General features: G+C 39.5%; 14 protein-coding genes and 1 pseudogene. 10 read left to right on the plus strand and 5 right to left on the minus strand.

Translation table 11 applies throughout. The annotated features are described in order from the left end of the window. Positions 1-5: 5 nt before the first annotated feature. Both RMY16_RS07620 and RMY16_RS07625 read right to left on the minus strand, forming a co-directional pair. The gene (locus RMY16_RS07620; protein ID WP_322735867.1) at positions 6-2,318 is read right to left on the minus strand and encodes a heavy metal translocating P-type ATPase; all 2,313 of its coding nucleotides are present in this window, start codon (positions 2,316-2,318) and stop codon (positions 6-8) included. A 141-nt stretch (positions 2,319-2,459) separates the two neighbouring features. Further along, complete coding sequence (locus RMY16_RS07625) at positions 2,460-2,654, minus strand: heavy-metal-associated domain-containing protein (protein ID WP_322672151.1); 195 nt, start codon at positions 2,652-2,654, stop codon at positions 2,460-2,462. Between the two features lie 421 nt (positions 2,655-3,075). Here RMY16_RS07625 and RMY16_RS07630 point away from each other — a divergent pair, with 421 nt between their 5' ends. Next, positions 3,076-4,539 carry an RtcB family protein gene (locus RMY16_RS07630; protein ID WP_322735868.1) on the plus strand — a complete coding sequence of 488 codons (1,464 nt, stop codon included), beginning with the start codon at positions 3,076-3,078 and terminating at the stop codon, positions 4,537-4,539. A 170-nt stretch (positions 4,540-4,709) separates the two neighbouring features. Here the strand turns inward: RMY16_RS07630 and RMY16_RS07635 are convergent, their stop codons facing one another. Beyond that, complete coding sequence (locus RMY16_RS07635; RefSeq protein ID WP_322735869.1) at positions 4,710-6,026, minus strand: hypothetical protein; 1,317 nt, start codon at positions 6,024-6,026, stop codon at positions 4,710-4,712. 379 nt (positions 6,027-6,405) lie between these two features. Here RMY16_RS07635 and RMY16_RS07640 point away from each other — a divergent pair, with 379 nt between their 5' ends. Further along, positions 6,406-6,801: a hypothetical protein gene (locus RMY16_RS07640; protein ID WP_322735870.1), complete on the plus strand. Its 396-nt coding sequence runs from the start codon at positions 6,406-6,408 to the stop codon at positions 6,799-6,801. 473 nt (positions 6,802-7,274) lie between these two features. Beyond that, positions 7,275-7,997: pseudogene (locus RMY16_RS07645) on the plus strand (PDDEXK nuclease domain-containing protein). Positions 7,998-8,098: 101 nt separating this feature from the next. On the opposite strand, the gene RMY16_RS07650 reads toward RMY16_RS07645, so the two are convergent. Then, complete coding sequence (locus tag RMY16_RS07650; protein WP_322735871.1) at positions 8,099-8,434, minus strand: hypothetical protein; 336 nt, start codon at positions 8,432-8,434, stop codon at positions 8,099-8,101. A 715-nt stretch (positions 8,435-9,149) separates the two neighbouring features. Here RMY16_RS07650 and RMY16_RS07655 point away from each other — a divergent pair. The 6 genes from RMY16_RS07655 to RMY16_RS07680 all read left to right on the plus strand — a co-directional run bounded on the left by RMY16_RS07655 (position 9,150) and on the right by RMY16_RS07680 (position 18,254). Next, positions 9,150-9,935 carry an HAD family hydrolase gene (locus RMY16_RS07655; protein ID WP_322735872.1) on the plus strand — a complete coding sequence of 262 codons (786 nt, stop codon included), beginning with the start codon at positions 9,150-9,152 and terminating at the stop codon, positions 9,933-9,935. A gap of 171 nt (positions 9,936-10,106) precedes the next feature. Continuing rightward, positions 10,107-11,285 (plus strand): DNA double-strand break repair nuclease NurA, encoded by a 1,179-nt coding sequence (locus tag RMY16_RS07660; protein ID WP_322735873.1) that lies wholly within the window; start codon positions 10,107-10,109, stop codon positions 11,283-11,285. A gap of 453 nt (positions 11,286-11,738) precedes the next feature. After that, positions 11,739-14,432 (plus strand): PAS domain S-box protein, encoded by a 2,694-nt coding sequence (locus RMY16_RS07665; protein WP_322735874.1) that lies wholly within the window; start codon positions 11,739-11,741, stop codon positions 14,430-14,432. A 196-nt stretch (positions 14,433-14,628) separates the two neighbouring features. Continuing rightward, positions 14,629-15,687 (plus strand): phosphate/phosphite/phosphonate ABC transporter substrate-binding protein, encoded by a 1,059-nt coding sequence (gene phnD, locus RMY16_RS07670; protein ID WP_322735875.1) that lies wholly within the window; start codon positions 14,629-14,631, stop codon positions 15,685-15,687. After that, positions 15,684-17,447, plus strand: a complete 1,764-nt coding sequence (locus RMY16_RS07675; RefSeq protein ID WP_322735876.1) for an ATP-binding protein — start codon at positions 15,684-15,686, stop codon at positions 17,445-17,447. Before phnD ends, RMY16_RS07675 begins: the two co-directional genes overlap by 4 nt. Before the next feature lie 21 nt (positions 17,448-17,468). Further along, positions 17,469-18,254, plus strand: coding sequence for an FHA domain-containing protein (locus RMY16_RS07680; RefSeq protein ID WP_322735877.1), 786 nt, complete (start codon positions 17,469-17,471; stop codon positions 18,252-18,254). A 30-nt stretch (positions 18,255-18,284) separates the two neighbouring features. Here the strand turns inward: RMY16_RS07680 and RMY16_RS07685 are convergent, their stop codons facing one another. Next, positions 18,285-20,459 (minus strand): DEAD/DEAH box helicase, encoded by a 2,175-nt coding sequence (locus RMY16_RS07685; protein WP_322735878.1) that lies wholly within the window; start codon positions 20,457-20,459, stop codon positions 18,285-18,287. Positions 20,460-20,669: 210 nt separating this feature from the next. Between RMY16_RS07685 and RMY16_RS07690 the strand changes: the two genes are divergently transcribed. Continuing rightward, positions 20,670-21,026: a Spx/MgsR family RNA polymerase-binding regulatory protein gene (locus RMY16_RS07690; RefSeq protein WP_322735879.1), complete on the plus strand. Its 357-nt coding sequence runs from the start codon at positions 20,670-20,672 to the stop codon at positions 21,024-21,026. Positions 21,027-21,113 lie beyond the last annotated feature (87 nt).

Here is a 21,113-nt window from a genome sequence, read left to right on the forward strand (position 1 = left end):
TGCAATTATGAGCTAATTTTTGGTTGAAAGTTACGCAATCTCAGGGCATTGCTAACAACAGAAAGTGAAGAAAGAGCCATCGCAGCGCCGGCGATAATTGGATTGAGTAACCAACCAAAGATGGGGAACAAAATTCCCGCCGCAATGGGAATACCAATGACGTTGTAAATAAAGGCAAAGAAGAGATTTTGCTTAATATTGTTGATGGTGGCGCGGCTAAGTTGAATTGCTGTCACAATTAAGAGCAAATCGCCAGAAATTAGAGTGATATCGCTAGCTGCGATCGCTACATCTGTTCCCGTACCAATAGCAATTCCCACATCAGCTTGTGCTAGCGCTGGCGCATCATTAATGCCATCACCTACCATTGCGACAATTAAGTGCTGAGTTTTGAGTGAGAATTTACGAGAATTCTCTTTCCTTACTCCCCCGCCCCTCTGCTCCCCTTGCAAAGCTTGGATAATCGCCGCCTTTTGATCTGGACGCACTTCGGCAAAGATTCGCCCAATGCCAACTTGTAGAGCGATCGCATCAGCAGTTTTACGATTATCTCCGGTAAGCATTACTACTTCTAAACCCAACTTCTGTAAGGCTTTCACCACTGCTGCTGATGAAGGTTTTAGGGCATCGGCAATACCCATTATTCCTTGTAGTTCGCCATCTACAGCAATCAAAATAACTGTTTTACCAGCAGCTTCCCAGGCATCTTTATACTGCTGGAGACTCATAGTGTTAATTCCAAGTTCTGTTAACCAGCGTTGTGTACCAATTTGCACAAGCCGATTTGCCACAACTGCTTGCACACCACTACCTGCATTAGCTACAAAGTTTTTTGCATCTATTAAACTCACCTCTTGAGACTGGGCGTATTTTACAACCGCTTCAGCTAAAGGATGCTCAGAATTGCGTTCTACCGTTGCTGCTAATCGTAAAAGCTGGATTTCATTACCATTAGCCGTGCCGTTGACTGTTACAAAGTCTGTAACTGTCGGTTTACCCTGAGTCAAAGTGCCGGTTTTATCTAAAACAATGGTTTGAATTTTGTGTGCTAGTTCTAAGCTGTCAGCACCTTTAATCAAAATGCCATTTTCTGCACCTTTGCCCGTCCCAACCATTACAGAAGTGGGCGTAGCTAAACCCAAAGCACAAGGACAGGCGATAATTAGTACACCCACCGTTGTCATTGTGGCTAGGGTAAGATTGCCCGTGAAATTAAACCAAATGATGAAAGTGGCGATCGCAACGGCAATTACAGCTGGTACAAACCATCCTGTAACTCGATCTGCCAAGCGCTGAATGGGTGCTTTAGAACCTTGCGCTTGTTGCACTAGTTTGACGATTTGAGCCAAAAATGTATCATTTCCGATTCGTGTCACCCGAAACTGAAATGCACCCGCACCGTTAATCGTTGCCCCAATCACCTCATCTCCTGGCTGCTTTTTGACTGGCAAACTTTCACCCGTCACCATCGCTTCATTTACCGTTGAAGCGCCTGCAATCACTTCGCCATCTACTGGAATCTTTTCACCAGGACGCACTAAAATCACATCGTTGATTCTGACTTCAGCGATGGGAAGATCGATTTCTCTACCATCACGGATAACTCTGGCATCTCTAGCTTGCAGTCCGATGAGTTTGCGGATAGCTTCAGAAGTTTGTCCCCTAGCGCGATTTTCTAACAACCGCCCCAGCAAAATTAAGGTGATAACAATGGCGGCAACTTCATAATAAATATGAGGTATCAAGCCTTGAGCAATAAAAAATTTTGGGAAAACAGTGACAAACAAAGAATATAGATATGCCGCACTTGTACCCAAAGCAATCAGCGTGTCCATCGTCGCCGTATGGCGCTTAAGGGATTTCCAGCCATTCCGGTAAAAAGATCCACCACACCAGAACACAACGGGTGTTGTCAGCACTAACTGTACCCAAGGATTTTGCAGGAAACTTGGAATCAAGGGTAAATTTAGCCCAGTCATCATGGGCAACGACCCCAAAAATAGGAAAATGCTGATTACACCTCCCACCGCTACCTTGAGGGAGAGTTGGCGTTGTAATGCTTGCCGACTTGCTTTTTCACCATCATCTTCGGTGAGCAATTCTTCCTGAAGTGAGTCAGAAGAGTATCCCGCAGCTGCGATCGCACTTTGGATTTTCTCTAAATTCGTTAGAGAGCGATCGTATTTGATCGTAGCTTGCTCGGCTCCAAAATTAACGTTGCAGTCAATTACCCCAGAAACAGAGCGAATTGCCTTTTCGATATTGTTGGCGCAAGCGGCACAACTCATGCCTCGAAGTTTGAGTGTGAGAGTATCCATGCTGAGGATTGGGGATTGAGAATTGGGGAAGGTGGGGCCCCCTCTGGGGATTGGGGATTAGGGGTTAGGGATTGGGGATTAGGGGTTAGGGATTGGCAATTGGTCATTCTCCCAGTCCCCAGTACCCAGCCCCCGATCCCCTTAAGCAACTGGATAGCCAGCGGCAGCTAACGCTTCCTTAATTGCTGTTTCTGATGCTTGAGTTTCAACATTGACAAGCTTGGTTGTTGGATCGGCCTGAACGCTAGCATTGGCATCGACTGCCTGAAGTGTTTTGGTGATAGTGCTTGCACAAGCAGAACAAGCCATGTTGGGAACTGTGAGTTGGAGAGTCATAGATTTACGGGATAATATGAACAACTTAGCCGGATCGGGCTGGATGATTGAGACGTATCTCTCACACATTAGAAATAACTGGAAAGAGAGTCGCCTTGAATTTATCCTAGACTCTCTAGCCGACTGGAGAGTCTAGAGATTTTTAAAAGTTTTTCGCTCAACTTCAAATTTCTTTACAACTTTGGTTTGACTGAGTAACCGTTGCCCATCAAAACTACAACGTACTACAAAACACTTGTCATTTGATGAAACTGTGTGTTATTAAGGCTATATAATCACGTTAGTCAGAATTAACTTGTTGTTTTGCCCACAGTTCTGGAAAAATGACCTTCTGCACTAATTGAGACGCGGCTGCTGAACCCCAAGTCTCCTCCTCTCTTCACAACAAAGGGTCTTATTTAAGACCTTATTTGGAGTTTTCATGCAGCCAAAAAATCTTAAACGTCTCCTGCGTGCTTTAGAGCGGCAAGGTTTAGATGTAACTTATAACAATCGCACTTATTCAGTTCGTTTAGTTAATTCTCCGGATGCCCCTGTAGCAGAAGTGTTGCTGCCAGAAAACTTCCCCGTAGAAGCTAAGGCATTGAAGCAGTTAGCAAATTTAGCAAGCGTCCGTCACCCGTCAGGTGGATGCGTTTGTCGTGCCTGTGCTACGCCTGACTTTCACCCAGGTGATGCGGGTGTTGCCATTGGTTCAGTCGTAGAAACGGTGGGTCAAGTCATTCCTGGTGCTGTTGGTTCTGACATCAATTGTGGGATGCGCCTGCATGTTGTTGATTTGACAATCGACGAATTCCTGGCAAAGCGCGACCAATTCGTAGAACGGATGAAGGGGGATTACTTCTTCAGTACGCGTGATGTGACAATGACTGCTCAAGCAATGCGATCGCTATTTCAGTACGGAGTTCCCGGTTGGCTGGATGCCATGCTAGACCGGGCTACTGGGAGTGTAATCAAATCTGATTTACAACAACTTGCCCAAGAGAGCGATGGCTCCGCCAACGCCAGGGGCGAACGCATTTTCTTATGTGGTTCAATGGACGGTGACTGGAAACTAGCGCCTGAAGAATTGGTTCCCGATGCTGGACTAGTACGCGATGGCGGACTGGCAACCATTGGCGGCGGCAATCATTTTGTCGAAGTGCAACGGGTTGATAAAGTTGAAAATCGCCCACTTGCCCACGCCTGGGGAGTGCGCGAGGGACAGCTAGCTTTTATGATTCACTCTGGTTCTCGAAACGTGGGTAAGTATATTGGGGGAATGTGGCGAGATAAAGCTAAGGCGACTTGGCAAAAAGGTTTGAAGTACCCTGATTCTCAGATTTTTCCTCTCTCTACTTCTTCTCATCCTGAACTAGTTGCCAGTTACCTGCAAGCTGAGGCAACTGCTGCTAACTATGGCTTTATCAATCGCCTGCTGTTAGCGGAATTGCTACGTCTGCGTTTGCGGGAAGTATACAAAGATGTCGAAGCACCTTTAGTTTATGACTTGCCCCATAACATCACTTTACCAGAAGGTCAGGGATGGGTAACACGCAAGGGCGCTTGTCCTGCCCATATAGGACAACCAGTGATTATCCCTGGTTCGATGGGTGCTTATTCTTATCTGATGGTGGGTAAAGGGAATCCAGCATTTTGTAATTCGGCGTCACATGGGGCGGGAAGAATTCGTTCTCGCTTCGACCTCAGTCGCAAAGGTGCATCTCAAAGTCAGGCAGAACTGGGATTAACCGGAGTAGAATGCATCACCTTGCGTGAAGAACGCCGAATTGAGGAAGCACCTGCTGCCTACAAACCGATTCAGTCTGTGATTGATGTGCAAGTTGAGGCAGAAATGGTAGACGTTGTGGCGCGATTGAGTCCAGTGTTGACGTTTAAGGGGTAGCTGCCAAATAAAAAGCCCCTGGTGTTGACCAGGGGTATCCATCTTTATTCGACTCTCCAGTCCGCTGGAAAGTCTAGAGATTTTTAAAAGTTTTTCGCTAAACTTCAAATTTCTTTACAAATTTGGTTTGACTGAGTAACGTTACTCATCAAAAATACAACTGAAAAATCTCACTGGAGTTGTTTGAATTTATTATTTGCCGATAGCAATAACTCTTGAGCTTTTAAATAAACAGTTGTACCTTTTTCTACCTTTTCTAATTGGTTAATAATGCTGTGTAACTGACTAATTACACGATTGCGATCCAAATTTTTGGGGTCAGTGGGAATTGAAGCCATTAAGCTTTCTATTTCTCGTTGTGCCATCAAGAAAGCCTGTACAGAATCTGCCTCAGCTTGTCGTCTTACTTTGACTTGACCCAAGTTAGTCTCATAAGTTGCTAATAACTTTTGTGCTTGGGCATAGCCGACCAAATCTTCAGAAGAAATCTGTTTTAACCGATTAATCGCTTCTGACCATAAATTTTCTATTTGTTCCCATTCGCTGACTGTGTGCGGTGGATTTTGGCCAGCTTTTGCAGCTTGCCAAGAAAATTGCTGCGCTGCGGTAATTAAAGTACTGACGCGTTCATTTCCCGCTGCTAATCCCACAACTTCTTTAAAATCACGCTTGTAGGCATCTAGTTGATTTTGAGCAGTTCTTCCGGCTAAGGTTTGTCCGGGAATCTCTTCTAACTTATCCAGTGCTGAACGCCAAACTGCGATCGCCGACTTTTTATCGGTTACTGTTGTAGCAATTTGATACTGCTGTTTTGCATTCAATAATGCTTGACTATTATCAGTGAGCAAGGTTTGAGCGTTTTTTTCCTGAAAAACCTTGGCTTCTAGTTGTCCTACTTGACGACGCGCTGCATTCAGACCGTAAACGCTGAACCGCCAGTCATACCACCAATATTTGTATTCCGGCCAATCGTTAACTAACCCAACTGGCAAGTTATCCAAATGTGTTTTTGTCTGTTGCAGTTGTTGTTCACCCAACACTAAATCTGCTGCACTAGTGGGTTTTTCAATCAAGTATTCAGCTTGCTCAAGTGATGCCAAAGCTTGCCGATAGTGCTGTTCCATGCTCATGTAACTGGGTAGCAATAAAAAAGGCGTATTTTGTACCACAGTCCGACGAATTATTGGGTAAGGCAGATTCGCCAGCCAAACCACACCTGCGGGAATGCCGATAAGTACTGCTATCCATATCAACTTAGTACCTATACCTTTGTTGGGTTTGCTAGGTCTTTTTTGATGGGGTATACTGCTAACCTGCCCCTGTGTTGCTATTTCCTGTTCTAATTCAGCTAGAGTTTTCGGTTGTGATGGTTTTGCTGGTTGCTTCAGCCCTGTAGGTTGTTGGCTGATTACAGATGGATTTATCCCAGAAACATTTTGAGAGTTATTACGAGAAAATTTTTTAGTAATTTTGTGTAAAAAGGTCATATATAGATTCAGTGCTTAGTTTAGTATTCCCCAACTAAGCTCGAAATAAAAACAATACGTGGCTTTTTACAAAAGCTCTAAGGGTGCGATCGCTATTTTATAGTATTTTTGTACCCTGAAAAAGGGGTATCCACAGGTCATATTGATGTGCAGGTTGAAGCAGAAATGGTAGACCTTGTGGCGCGATTGAGTTCGGTGTTGACGTTTAGCTAAATAAAAAGCCCCTGGTCAATCGCCAGGGGTATCCATCTTTATTCCCTCATTTAGAATGGCATCTGTAAAGCTATAGTAAATCCGTATTAATGCGATAAACGCATAGCAATGATGATTATTTTGCAATTAGCTAGATGGAAGTTACTCAGTGGCATGGATGAGAGTGATGTCTACGATGGTCACTGAGCTTGTCGTACCACTTGCCTACGGCACGCTCCGCGAACGTGGAAGCAAGCTACGCAAAGCGTCTCGTAGAGAAGTGCGGGCTGCGCCTACGCTTTTCGCAATCTCCATTCAAAACATCGGATTGTGTTCATTATCCCAACACTTGCGATCGCTCCAATTTCTGCCAGTATGTTCGCATTCAGATGCATTATCTATCCAAGGAATCGATGTAGAGTGGTACGAGTTTCCAATGGAAGTGAATAAGCTAGCACTAAACAAGGGTAATAATAAAGATAAAACTATCAATGTACAAATTGGTAGAGTGATTAAATATCCAATGAGCAGTACAATGTTGCTACGAGTCAAAAGAAATGTACTTATTTTATTGTTCTTTTGACGAGTTTTTAAGCTGGTTTTGGAATTCAAAAAATGCATAATGCAACCCTATTAATGCCAGCTTATATAACAATCACATTTGATTTTTAAAAGCCAAGCGAACTGAGAGCAAGCCAATCAGGTTTTGCTCTCTAGTCTATTTAGCAAAAATCAAATATAAGTCTTATATAAGTATGGATTTTTACGTAAGAACATTATTCAAGCTATACACTCTGATGTCAAAGGCAGAAATGACGACTTCTTATAATTTTTAATTTTTGGGCGCAAAAAAAATTTTTACATGAAAATATGTTGAAGTTTTGGCAACCACTTTTGTGTAAATACTGATAAATTTAACTCACAGCGTTCTTTTGTCAATGCAGCAAGAATACTGATATAACGCTGGATTGTTACATATCTGTATCTGATATCAAAATTTGGTTAGCAAAATTTTGCGTAATGCTGGCAGTATAGAAGTAGCGTTAATATTTTCTTATGCCTAGAGATGAGAAATCTAAAGCTTTAGAAAGGGGTGTATCTGATGTTATCGGTTATGAAAATTTTTTAACTGAACTAAAAACACGAATTTCTAGCGTTCAGTTACGCGCCGCAATAGCAGTCAACAAAGAATTAGTATTACCCTACACTTTTGATTTTCTCAATTTAGGTGAAGATTTTCTGGAACCTAATTTTGAGCGTGCTTTAATCAACCACATCCGCGATTTTTTAATAGAGTTAGGGGTTGGTTTTGGTTATTTAGGTAGTCAATACCATCTTGAAGTTGGTGGTGAAGACTTTTATATTGATTTATTATTTTACCACGCACGTTTACACTGCTTATAGTGATTGACCTAAAAATTGAAGAGTTAAAACCAAAGTATTCCGGTAAGATGAATATTCTATGTTAGTGCAGTGGATGATTTCTTGAGGCAACCAGATGATCAGCCTATAATTGGAATGATTCTATGCAAGAGTAGAAGTAAGGTAATGGCCAAATATTCCCTGCGAGATATGCATAAGCCAATTGGTGTTTCTGTGTATCAGCTACAAGATATTTTGCTGGAGGCTTTGCAAGGTAATTTGCCAACGATTGAGCAGTTAGAAGCTGAATTGGAAACGATTACTAAAATTGAATTAAGGCTCGGTTTAGGTGCAAAACTTGAGGGAAAAATAATTCATCCACTTGGAGAGACAGTAGATGAGCAAAACGAAATCTAGCAATACTAACTTGACCAAAGAAAACGTGGTCAGCGGGAGACGCAAAGAAACGGAGAGAGTATTGAATAACTCCTCCGCGTCTTTGCGTCTTCAATAAACAACTACCACCAAATTCGATTTCCATTTTCGTCAACTCGCGCTTCCCGAATTACGTCGGAAATTTCTTCAGCATCTTTAACGTGGTGGAGTGCCTTCTTTTCGCCGTTGGGTTCATCCACAACAAAGTAAGTCGGGACTGTGATTGTGTCGCCTGTAATATCTGGTACATGATCAACAGCTGCCTGTTTAGCCTTCTCTTCAACTGATTGAGGCTTATCAGAAATTCTATCTCCTGGATTCGCGGTTAGGTTTCTTTCGTTCACATCTGGCTTTTCACGAGAATCCCGATCTTCGCTTACTGGTTGATTAATTTGATTTTCTTGATTTTTATCACTCATGGCGCTTTCAGTTATTAAAATATGGAACTCGACTAACAACAGCTTAAAAAATCAAGAGTATAAAGAGTTCTTTCTCTGGAGAGAGTTTGAGAATATATTTTGAAGAGATTTTGTGAGGAACATATCTTAGGTTATAGCCTAGCTCTGAGGTTTATAAATAACCTCCTCCTCCAGAAATAAATAATAATTAAAAATTACAGTTCAGGAACAACTCTTAAAAAAGCCAATTTTATGAAAATCAACCCACAGTAAACATAAATGTAGATTAATCCTAATGCGATCGCACCGTAGTATATTAGTAGACCTTGCTAGGCAAATCGCATCATCATGGAACATTCTTCTATTAATGGCAAAATTCCAGCGAGGATAAAAACACGCCAGGATTTTTAACCTATGTGCTAGGTACTACAGTTGCATCAGTAGCTATCGGATATCTATTTCCCAAAGTCAGCCAAAGTCGTCTCAGGGTCGAGTTGTTCGTGACCCAGCTAAACGTTCTTTACCACTAATCACTGTAATAGTCAAGCAAAACCAAATTCATTTGGTCGATCGCAGACCTGTTGTAGATCCTCGTTAAGCTACCAGTAAAAAATCAAATTTAACAATGCCACCATACTTTTTCAGCAAATTTATGAATTATAAAAGACTAACAAAAATTACTGCATGATTGAAATTTGTCGGGTAAGCTGACAACAGCAGTTTCATTCTCAAACCAATGACCACAAGTAGTCCCAAAATTTTAGCCCTGGACTTTGATGGAGTGATTTGCGACGGATTAATTGAATATTTTGAGGTAGCATGGCGTGCCTACTGTGAAATTTGGTCTTCTGCTAACGACACACCGCCAGATGATTTAGCTTTGAGATTCTATCGACTAAGGCCTGTTATTGAAACGGGTTGGGAAATGCCCATTTTAATTAAAGCCTTGATAGATGGAATTCCTGACGAAAAGATTCTTCATGAATGGGTGAGCATTGCCCCACAAATTTTGTTAAATGATAAGCTCCAAGCAAGAGAAATTGGTGCAAAACTAGATCACCAGCGAGATGAATGGATTACCACTGATTTAGGTGGTTGGCTGAGTCTGCATAGATTTTATCCGGCTGTAGTAGAAAAAATAAAATTAACTATTGACAGTGGAGTTAAACTATACATTGTGACAACTAAAGAAGGGCGCTTTCTAGAGCAGTTGTTGCAACAAGAAGGAGTGAATTTACCACCAGAAGCAATCTTTGGAAAAGAAGTCAAGCGTCCCAAATATGAAATTTTGCGAGAATTAATTCAGTCAGCAGAAGATAAGTCAGTTAGTCTCTGGTTTGTAGAAGATAGACTCAAGACATTACAGTTAGTCCAACAGCAAGCAGACCTTGAAGATGTAAAACTTTTCCTTGCAGACTGGGGCTATAATACGCAAGCAGAAAGGGAAACTGCTCAAAACGATCCGCGAATTCAGTTGTTATCACTTTCTCAGTTTGCCAAAGATTTCTCCGCTTGGCTTTAATATATTAAATATCTAGTCAAAAAGAGACGTAGCGCTGCTATGTCTCTACAAAGATTCTGAATGATGGATATTTAATTTCTGGACGTATTTATATAAATTAAATATGTATTTTGTAAATTTAGCTGAAATAATAACTCATAACTATTCACTCCTAACTTCGTACTTACTTTTATGCTTGACCTAACAAAACTGGCGCGACAAATGCAGGGTTTAAGTCAGCATCTTACCTTAGAAGCTGCTGCTAGTCGTCAGCGTTTAGAACTGGCACAACAACATTTAAAAAATGCTTACGAGTGTCAACAAGATTTAATCGATCGCCAAGAAAAATGGCGCGATCGCATTCTCTTTGCTAACGCTACCCCAATTGAGCCGCTAGAAACCTGCATCGATATCCCAGTTCCCCCCAAAATTCATACTGTCATTGCTACCGATGGTTCCCAAATTGCCCCCAACCATCACGAAATTGCTTATTGTTATCTCCTAAATATCGGCAGAGTCGTCTTACACTACGGACAAAATCGCCATCCATTACTCGATAGTGTGCCAGAAGTATTTTACCGCCCAGAAGATTTATATATGTCTCGGCAATGGGGAATTAGAACCGAAGAATGGATGAGTTTTCGCCGCACTGCTTCCGAAACAACGGTGTTAGCAGAACTTGCATGTGATGCAGCACAAGCGGAAACGCCGGCACTAGCGATGGTAGATGGTTCGCTAATTTACTGGTTTTTAGAACAGTTGCCGATGGATGCACGCGATCGCATTTTACCCCCTATCTTAGAAGCTTGGCAGCAAATGCGTGATGCTCGAATTCCTTTAATGGGCTATCTTAGCGCCTCTCGCAGCATCGAAACAATGAACTTTTTACGGTTATTAGCTTGTCCCCATCCAGCGCCAGACTGTAAAAGTCATTGCCCAAATCAGCTAGAAAAAGTACCTTGTAAAATTTTTGAACAGTTGCGAGATACTTCTGTTTGGGCAAGCAGACTCAAACCAGGACAACGCACTACTTTGTGGCGCAGCAATTCTCCTATTCTCGAACTTTATGGCGATCAAACAATTTACTTTTGCTACGTCCACGTTGGCACCGAAATCGCCCGAATTGAAGTTCCGGCATGGGTCGCCGAGAATGCAACCATGTTAGACCAAGCACTGGGACTGATGTTAGCACAAGTACAAAAAGGATATGGCTACCCTGTAGCGATCGCCGAAGCGCATAATCAAGCAGTAGTAAAAGGTGGCGATAAAGCGCGTTTCTTTGCGCTTCTCGAACAACAAATGATTAAAGCTGGTTTGAAAAACGTGGGAACTTCCTACAAAGAAGCCAGAAAGCGCGGGAGTATTGCTTAAAATAATTTGTAATGACGCTCCTGCGTCGCTAACGCTGCGCTAACGTAATTCATAATTCGTCATTGAATTCTTAACTACGAATTACACTTTGTGGTACTAATGCCTTGGCGGCTTAAGGACAATGACAGGTAAAAATTCTGATTAATTCAGTTTACTTAACACTTCTTATCTTAATTTTAAAATATAAATGTTTACTTTACAGCTTTTTAGGGAAACCTTTATTTAGTAGATAAATAAGTCAATCGCTAGCTTACTTAGTAGAAACTAGTAGATAGTTATTGACTCTACATCAAGTTAACTACGTTTTATTCGTAAGCAAAATAGTCTTTGCCATAACTGATATTAGGTGAGTCTCTAGGTTGATATATCTTATCAAAATGGTTGTTCAACTTCAGTAAAAAACGTACTAACTTATTTAACCTTTATTAAAAAAGATTCATACCTAAAAAGCTGATGAAACTAGTTAAATCTGAGTACAAACAATCTGAAGAAAAATACTCTCGATTTTTCTCACTTTCTATAGATTTATTGTGTATTGCTAATTTTGATGGTTATTTTAAGTATTTAAATCCAGTATGGACAAAAACACTAGGTTGGTCAATTCAGGAACTTGTTACTAAACCCTTTATCGAATTTATTCATCCTGAAGACCGTGAATCTACTATTGCAGCAGCCCAAAAAATTACACAATCTGTAGATGCAGTCAGCTTTGAAAACCGCTATCTTTGTCAGGATGGTTCTTACAAATGGCTATCGTGGAATGCGACTGGTTTTAGTGAAGAAAAGTTGATTTATGCAGTAGCTCGTGACATAACTATTAACAAAGAGAATGAAATAGCCCTAAAAAATTCTATCCAAGAATTAAAAGCTTTTAAATTTTCCTTAAATGCTCATTCACTGGTAGCTATTACTGATAGGACTGGAAGAATAACCTATGTGAATGACCTATTTTGTGAAGTTTCTAAATATTCTTCAGAAGAACTTCTAGGGCAAGATCATCGAATTATCAATTCTGGTCACCACACAAAAGAATTTTTTGCAAACTTATGGAAAACTATTGCCCAAGGAAAAATATGGAAGGGAGAAGTTCAGAATAAAGCCAAGGATGGAACTTTTTATTGGGTTGATACTTTGATCGCCCCAATGTTGGGACAAGATGGAAATCCTTATCAATATGTATCAATTCGTACAGATATTACACAGCGTAAGCTTTCAGAGTTAGCTTTATTGGAGCGATCGCGCTTGTCAGTTTTGAGTGCAGAAGTCAGTTTAGCTTTATCTCAAAGTGGCACACTTCCAGAAATTTTGCAAAATTGTACAAATACTATTTCCCAATACCTTGATATCGGCTTCGTTTGTATCTGGACATTTGAACGCCAGACAAACCAGCTACAATTACAAGCTGGCGTTCATTGCACAGATATTACTTGTAGTGCTTTGAGCGATACTCAAGATTTTCCAGATCATATCGCTTTAGTTAATAATATTATTGGCTCAATGATTCAAAATCATCAAGCTATTTTTAACCAAGAACTATCCGTTAATCATTCAGAAAAGCTTATAGAGTCTACATTTTCAATTTCTCGATTTTCTGCTTATCCATTAATAGTAGAGCAGCAAATAATCGGTATAATGGCTTTATTTAGTAAGCAATTATTTACCGAACCAACTCATAACCTATTAAATTGGATTGCTAATAATATTGCTGTAGCTATTGACCGAATCTGGGCGCGAGAAGAACTACTTAGCCGTCGGGAAGCCTTATTACTGCGTCTAGCTAGCCAAATTCGCAGTTCTCTTGACCTAGATATGATCCTAGAAACTGCTGTGAATGAAATTCGCAGCTTATTACAAATTGACCGTTGCTACTTTCTTTCTTATTTACCGCACCCATCCCAAGCAAGTCTAACTATTACCTATGAAGCACGAAACCCTAACTTAACAAGTATGTTAGGCAGTATTCCACTGCAAAAAAGCAATTTTTTTACTCAAAATCTTCTCTCTCAAGAACTAATCTGCATCGAAAATATTAATAGTAAATCACAACTTGATTATGATATGCAAGAACTTTTAACTGAGTTTGGGATCACATCTCAACTAATGCTACCAGTTAAGAGTAATTCCGGGGAGATTGGAGCAATTGTGTGCAGTCATTGTAGTGGCGATCGCATTTGGAATAACAGTGAAATTAGCCTGTTACAAGCTGTTTGCGATCAAATAGCGATCGCTATCGATCATGCACAACTTTATACCCAAAGTCGTGCTGCTACTTTAGAAGCTCAAACCCAAGCTGAAAAGCTCACTGAAACCTTGCATAAATTGCAACAAACTCAATCTCAACTGATCCAAAATGAAAAAATGTCTAGTTTAGGACAATTAGTCGCCGGAGTTGCCCATGAAATCAACAATCCAGTTAATTTTATTCATGGTAACTTAACCTATGCTAACGAATACTTTCAAGAGATGTTAACTCTCTTGCACCTTTATCAGCAACACTATCCCCAACCGGAAGTAGAAATTGAAGATTTCACAAAAAAAATTGATTTGGAATTCCTTACTAGTGACCTTTCTCAACTTCTTTCCTCGATGAATATGGGTACTAATCGTATCCGTGAAATTGTTTTGGGATTGCGAAATTTTTCTCGCCATGATGAAGCAGATAAAAAATTAGTTGACATTCATGAAGGAATTGAAAATACGTTATTGATTTTGCACCATCGTTGGAAAAATAATGGAATTGGCTTAGATATATCTATAGTTAAAGAATATGGTGATTTGCCTCTAGTTGATTGTTATGCTGGGCAGCTTAATCAAGTATTTATGAATATTTTAACTAATGCGATCGATGCCTTAGAAGATTCAATGTTAAAGAAAAAGACAAATCATAAACCACAAATTATAATTCGTACTGAAATTTTAGATAGTAAATTTGTCCTCATCCGAATTGCTGACAATGGATTAGGAATGGTAGAAGAGATTAAAAAGCGGTTATTCGATCCATTTTTCACTACAAAAGAGGTAGGAAAGGGAACAGGTTTAGGATTGTCAATTAGCTACCAAATTGTAGTAGAAAAACATGGTGGAATTTTGAATTGTCTATCAGAACCAGGAAAAGGCACAGAATTCTGGATTCAAATTCCCATTTAAAATACTTTACGTTTAAAAATACCATGTTTTTACGCAAAGCTGTACTTTGACATTTATTTAAAAAAAAATATGTAAATAGCCCTCTGCTCACATAGTATGTGTAACTGATAACTGATCTTAGTCTGCTCATGTGGACTAAGGTCAGTTAGTCGTTCCGTACTCTAAGATCAACTATCTATAATTTAAATTGAATTTTATGAACAAATGCTTAGTAGCACTGTGGCACGTTACTAGATATCGCTTATTCAGTAAAAGTAAAGTTTTGATTGTAGCGGTAATCATGGCGCTAATGAATACAGGCTGTATTGGAAAAGAATTTCAGAAAAATAAGCCTGTTGTGGATAGTGTCTCAAGTAAACAAAACTTACCAACTTTAAAAATTGGGATGCTACTTACACAAAGCCGGATAGAGCAAGAACGGATGATTAAACCCTTAAAAGAATACTTAGAGCAATCTCTTGGAGAAAGGGTTGATACTGAGTCGCCATCAAAAATTATTGGGGGACAAGGGAGACACAAAAAACTAGAGATCGATAAAGTGCAAGATGCGATCGCCAGTTCAGTAGATTTTCAGATTGCTAAGGATTATGAGCAAATAATTGACTGGCTATTGCAAGATAAGCTAGACATGGCTTATTTAGGGCCTATGAGCTATCTGGAGGCAATAGACCGGGGTGCTAAAATTGAACCGTTGGTTGCTCCCATTGATAAACATACGGGACAACCCTGGTATCGGGCGTGTATCATTATCAAAAAAGACAGTCTCATCAAAACCTTAAAAGACCTCAAAGGTAAACGTATTGCCTTTGTAGACAAATTATCAACCTCTGGGTATTTGATGCCACTGGCAACGTTCAAAAAACTAGGAATTGATGATCGTCAAAATTTTGCTCAAGTCCTCTATGCTGGTAGCCATAGTAATAGTATGGCTGCATTAGAAAATGGCATTGTTGATGCCGCAGCGACTAATATTCCCTCTTACTTGAAACGGCAAAAAAGCGGCAAGCTAACACCTCAAAATTCCAGAATACTGTGGGAATCTGCCCCCATACCCAATTTTCCAATAGTAGTGTCTAAAAAACTGCCACCTGAGTTAGTTCAACGGCTAAAGCAGGCTTTTATTAGTAGCCCAGAAGGTCTTGAGGATATTATCGGAACTGAGTCAGCCGGATACACCCTTGTTAGTCCTTCAGATTACGCTCCTATTGAGCAACTCCGAAAATATCTCAACTTAATTTCTGTTCCGGCAAAATGAAAATCTCCACAAAGTTTTTTACAGGTTCATCTGTGTCTGTCGGACTGATAATAGCTATTATCGTTGGCAATAATGTAGCTGTCCAACAAATTAAGCAGACTATCCGTGAGAAAAGCAATCAAACCACTGAAACTATCAGAGTTGCTCTGATTGCGGAAAATGCCTTGAAATCTGAAATTATTGAACTCAAAGATATTATCTTACTTAAAACTCAAGATACAGGAAAATTCAAGTTTTCAAAAGAGTTTTTAGACTCCCTGGATAAATTAGAAAAACTGATGCCAAATGCTACAGAAATTTCAGTGATTCGCCGCCGTCACCAGTTTCTTAGCCAGTTAGCAAGTCAACTAACTAATTGGAATTATCAGGACACTTCTTTAGTAGATTCCCAGCAATACTTTAGAGCCATCAATTCCTTTGATAGAGATATTGAGTTGTTCCTGAGTCAGGTGATTAAACGTGCGAACCAGCAGAACCTCCTAGTTGAAGATGAACTGGAAAATTTATATCAAGTGCAGAGAATTATCTCCTTTGTAGTTGTGCAAGTAATTGTAATGCTACTTGTTGGTAAATTTCTAGTTATTTGGCGTCCAATGATTAAATCTCTGGAAAAATTACAAGCAGGAACAGCAGAAATTGCTGCCGGAAACCTAGATTACCGTTTAGATATTCAGACAGGAGATGAAATAGAAAACTTGGCTAAATCATTTAACTACATGTCACTGAAGCTAGCTGAATCTCGTGAAACGCTGATGAAGAACACTGAATTAACCCAAATGAACCAACGTCTAGAGTTGGAGATTTCTGAACGGAAACAGGCACAATCAGAACTTCAGAAAGCCTTACAAGAACTCCAAAGCACTCAAGCCCAATTGATTCAAACAGAGAAAATGTCTAGTCTTGGTCAGCTTGTGGCAGGGGTTGCACACGAAATTAATAACCCCGTTAATTTTATCTCTGGTAATATCGTCCACGCCCGTGAATACACTGAACACCTGCGAGAAGTAGTACGCCTCTACCAAGAAGAATTCCCAAATCCTGGACAACAAATTCAGGAAAAGGTAGAGGAAATTGATTTGGAATTTATGCTAGATGATATGCCCAAAATTCTCAACTCAATGAAAATGGGATCTAAACGAATTCAGCAGATTGTCTTGTCTTTACGCACCTTTTCTCATCTAGATGAAGCAGACATGAAAGAGGTTGATATCCACGAAGGTATTGATAGTACACTGCTGATTTTGCAGAATCGATTAAAAGGTAAGCCAGAGAATCCCAAAATTGAAATCCTTAAGGAATATGGTGAGTTACCTCTGGTAGAGTGTTATGCAGGGCAGTTAAATCAAGTGTTTATGAACGTAATTAATAATGCGATCGATGCTCTTGATATGTGCAATGTTCAATGTTCTCGGCAAGAGATTGAGAGCAATCCTAGTAAGATTATAATTAGTACTAAGCTGATTAGTGATAACCGAGTAGTAGTGAGAATTGCAGATAATGGGCCAGGTATGACCCAAGAGGTGAAAAATAAACTGTTTGACCCATTTTTTACCACTAAACCTGTGGGTCAGGGAACAGGGTTAGGCTTATCAATTAGCTATCAGATTGTGGTGCAGAAACACTCTGGAGTACTGCGGTGTAAATCAGAACTGGGCAAAGGAACCGAGTTTTGGATTGAGATTCCTTTGCATCAGATGGGGAAATCGGTAAGCCACAATGGATTAAAATTGCCTGCTGATTTGCAAGAGTCAAAAGTCTAGAGAAATTATTGACTAAAAACTATGCAAAATTTAAGTACGTCTAACATCATCGGAATGAGTTTAGAGCTTTTTCATGTTCAAAGCAATACTGCTTTTGAATTAGCACCAAATATTGCAGTGTTTCATATAGGTAAACCTAATGACCAAATTCCACCGGATATTGATGTTTCTAACTTACCAGATGCAGATGTGGTTTCTCGCATCCATGCACGAATTCAAATTCATATAAATAATTACTTTATTGAAGATTTAGGAAGTTCTAATGGGACATTTGTCAACAATACTAGATTAGAACCTAGAACACCCTGCCAAATAAATGTAGGAGATAAAATAGACTTTGGTCAAGGAGAAAAAGTTACATTTATATTTCAAGAGAAGATAAAATCTCAAGAAAATCTTTTTCCTCTTGCAAGTTCCACAAAAATGCAGGCTCAAATTACTCTGAACAGCAGACAAACTCCGGTAAATCAAACAACCAGGTATATAGGCTTTGCTTTAATGGTTGCAGGCATCATCATTTTAACTGCAAATATTCGTGTTGGTATATTTTTTGGTATTCCTGGTTTATTGCTATGTATTTCTGGTATTTTCATCCTTTGTCAGCAGCGAATAAACCCTAACTTAGGATGGATTTTGATAGCGCTAGGAATTGTAGTCATAGCTTTTACTGGTAATGTGTTCGCATCAGTTAATCTTTTAGTTGTTGTGGCATCATCAGCATTATTTGTTGCTGGATATCAACTTTTGAATACTGGAAAAATATTAAATTATGATTTGCGATCGCTCCACAAATTAATTAAAAAATAGGTAATTTTAAATAATTCCGACTTATCTTTATTATGCTCTCCACAATGCCACTTGCTGTTTCAGTTCAGTCATATCCAAATAATCGTTAGCAAAAGCTTTACGTAAAAGTGAATGAGGAATAAAACCATCATATTTTTGAATTTCCGGTGCTTCGGAGCTACTGACTAAATCTTCTGGAAGAATCCTTTGTTCACACAATGAAGCAATTTCACGATAAAGATATTTAAATTTATCTTTGCCTAATTTAATTGTCAAATAATAGGGATTTACTCCGCCAATACTTGTAATTTCCAACGATTCCCGACAGTATGAGTTGAGTAATCTTTCTAAAGTGCGATAAGCAACCGTACCCATCCAGGGAAAAATACAGCATTTACCTTTTTCTAATTGCAAAATATTCTGCTTATTTAATCCAACTTGCTCTGCCAATTGGCGAACTTGACATAACCGTTGCAAAGCATTTTTTTGTAAGTAACTATACTCAATATTCTCAAATAAGACTTGCTGCATTCGTTGTAAAACTTTGGTATGAATAGTACCACCTCCACCACGCCAATAAATACTAGATTTACCCTCAGACTGTTTAACAAAAATAGCCTTCTTTTTAAAGTCAACTTCTACAACTTCCCAAGTTCTCCCAGCTAAAGCAAATTGATTACCAACAGGAAGCGGTGTGACAATACTGCCAATTTCTGTTGCACCTTGCTTAACAATATATTCTTGTTGTTCAGCAAAGACAGCATAAAACTGAAATTTTCTTACTACTTTTTCTCCTGCCAAATCCAGGATTAGTTTACCTTGTTCAGTAAGCTGAATATGACCAATATCAATTAAATAGCGGAGTAATAGTTGAAAATCTTCTTTTAAAATAGCAGCAAAGGGCGGCAGACTAAAAATTTGTTTAGCTAGGGCATTAACTGAAATTTCTCCTGTTGCTGTTAAAATACTCATTGTTTGGTGATAAAGCAAACTCAAAGGATATTTAATTGGTTTGATTGGTTCAATCCATTGTTCTTCTAAATAAAGTTGAATTATTGCAATACACTGTAAAAGTTGCCAGGGGATTTGTTCTGGCAGAGAAGCTTCTGATAATGGCTTATCTTCAGCGCAGACAAAACGCATATCAGCAGCTTCACCTCTTCTACCACTTCGTCCCAAGCGTTGTAAAAAGCTAGCTACAGACAAGGGTGATTCTAATTGAATCACTCGCTCTAAATGACCGATATCTATGCCTAATTCTAGAGTCAGGGTGGCGGCGGTAACAGCTGGATTGTTGGGTTCACGCATCGCATTTTCAGCAGCTTGCCGTAAACTAGCAGATATACTCCCATGATGCACATGATATATATCTGGTAATCCTTGCTCTGTGGCAATTTTTCGCAAAGATGCAATTACAGATTCGGTTCGTGTGCGATTATTAGCAAATATTAGACATTTACGAGATTTGCTGAGGTTGAAAATATATTGTTCATCAGCTGTTGCCTCTGATTCATCTACTTCATCAGTAATATAAAAATGTTCTACAGATAGTTTTATTTGACGTTTTATACCATCGATTTTGGGTGTAATAACTGGCTTATCTGTTCCTGAACTCAACCAATTTTCCGCTATTGAGTAATCCCCAAGAGTTGCCGATAAACCAATACGACGCGGTTGTTTTTGCGTCAACTTTGCTAAACGTTGTAATTGGCAAATAATTTGACAACCGCGTTCTGAACCCATAAAGGCGTGAATTTCATCAATTATCACAAACCTTAAATCACCAAATAAGCGAGGTAGGTCTTGATTTTTGTTAATTAGCAAACTTTCTAGAGATTCTGGGGTAATTTGGAGAATGCCTTGAGGATTCTTTAAAAGTTTATTTTTTCGAGTTTGCGAAACATCACCGTGCCAGTGCCAAACTGGAATATCTGCTTCTTTGAGTAAGTCGTTGAGACGCTCAAATTGATCGTTAATTAAAGCTTTGATTGGACTAATATATAATGCGCCAATTGTGGCAGCAGGGTTTTCATGTAATAGAGTCAAAACTGGTAAAAAAGCTGCTTCTGTTTTACCCGCAGCAGTTGCAGCAGTAACTAGTAAGTGAGCATCAGTGTCAAATATAACTTGACAAGCGGCAATTTGAACTGGTCGTAATTCAGTCCACTGGTGATGATAAATATATTCTTGGATGAAGGGTGCAAGTCGGTTAAAGGCATCGCTCATATTTTTTATAGATAAAAGTGTTAGTAAAACTACTCCTTGGTATTTCAGAATCCTCGAATTATGGATCAACCAGTTCCATACTTGGAATTACCGATTGCTAAAAGCGATCGCTACCCTTAAATTTCTGCTATAAAGACTCTACAACAAGAGCATTGGTAGCAGAAGTTCCACCTGCTATGTCATATATGGAGATTGTTGCTTAATTATTTTATGTCTATTCAAGTCTACGGAATTCCCAATTGCAGCACTTGCAAAAAAGCTTTGATGTGGCTCCAACACAACAACATTGACCATGAGTTTATCAACACCAAAGATACTCCGCCGACTCGTGAGATGATTCAAAACTGGGTAAAGTCTTTGGGTTTTGCTCCCATGCGAAACACCTCCGGTCAATCCTACCGCGCTTTAGGAGATGAAAAGAAGACTTGGGCTGATGAACAGTGGGTTGATGCATTCACTCACGATGCAATGCTGCTCAAACGTCCACTTTTCGTCAAAGATGGAACAGCTGTGCTGGTTGGCTTTAGAGATGAGAGAATAGTTCGAGAAAAATTAGATTTAGCTTAAAGAGTTCTAAGCGTTGAGTTTCCCGATAGTTAAAACTAGGGAAACTATATTATTAGCGATTATTATAGCGTTTCCTAATAAAACAAA

The organism is Nostoc sp. DedQUE12b (genome assembly GCF_034530835.1).
Taxonomy (GTDB): Bacteria; Cyanobacteriota; Cyanobacteriia; order Cyanobacteriales; family Nostocaceae; genus Nostoc.

Coding starts and splice junctions, on each gene's coding strand:
- RMY16_RS07620 (WP_322735867.1), bottom strand. CDS start 2,318: ATGGATACTCTCACACTCAAACTTCGAGGCATGAGTTGTGCCGCTTGC.
- RMY16_RS07625 (WP_322672151.1), bottom strand. CDS start 2,654: ATGACTCTCCAACTCACAGTTCCCAACATGGCTTGTTCTGCTTGTGCA.
- RMY16_RS07630 (WP_322735868.1), top strand. CDS start 3,076: ATGCAGCCAAAAAATCTTAAACGTCTCCTGCGTGCTTTAGAGCGGCAA.
- RMY16_RS07635 (WP_322735869.1), bottom strand. CDS start 6,026: ATGACCTTTTTACACAAAATTACTAAAAAATTTTCTCGTAATAACTCT.
- RMY16_RS07640 (WP_322735870.1), top strand. CDS start 6,406: ATGTCTACGATGGTCACTGAGCTTGTCGTACCACTTGCCTACGGCACG.
- RMY16_RS07650 (WP_322735871.1), bottom strand. CDS start 8,434: ATGAGTGATAAAAATCAAGAAAATCAAATTAATCAACCAGTAAGCGAA.
- RMY16_RS07655 (WP_322735872.1), top strand. CDS start 9,150: ATGACCACAAGTAGTCCCAAAATTTTAGCCCTGGACTTTGATGGAGTG.
- RMY16_RS07660 (WP_322735873.1), top strand. CDS start 10,107: ATGCTTGACCTAACAAAACTGGCGCGACAAATGCAGGGTTTAAGTCAG.
- RMY16_RS07665 (WP_322735874.1), top strand. CDS start 11,739: ATGAAACTAGTTAAATCTGAGTACAAACAATCTGAAGAAAAATACTCT.
- phnD (WP_322735875.1), top strand. CDS start 14,629: ATGAACAAATGCTTAGTAGCACTGTGGCACGTTACTAGATATCGCTTA.
- RMY16_RS07675 (WP_322735876.1), top strand. CDS start 15,684: ATGAAAATCTCCACAAAGTTTTTTACAGGTTCATCTGTGTCTGTCGGA.
- RMY16_RS07680 (WP_322735877.1), top strand. CDS start 17,469: ATGCAAAATTTAAGTACGTCTAACATCATCGGAATGAGTTTAGAGCTT.
- RMY16_RS07685 (WP_322735878.1), bottom strand. CDS start 20,459: ATGAGCGATGCCTTTAACCGACTTGCACCCTTCATCCAAGAATATATT.
- RMY16_RS07690 (WP_322735879.1), top strand. CDS start 20,670: ATGTCTATTCAAGTCTACGGAATTCCCAATTGCAGCACTTGCAAAAAA.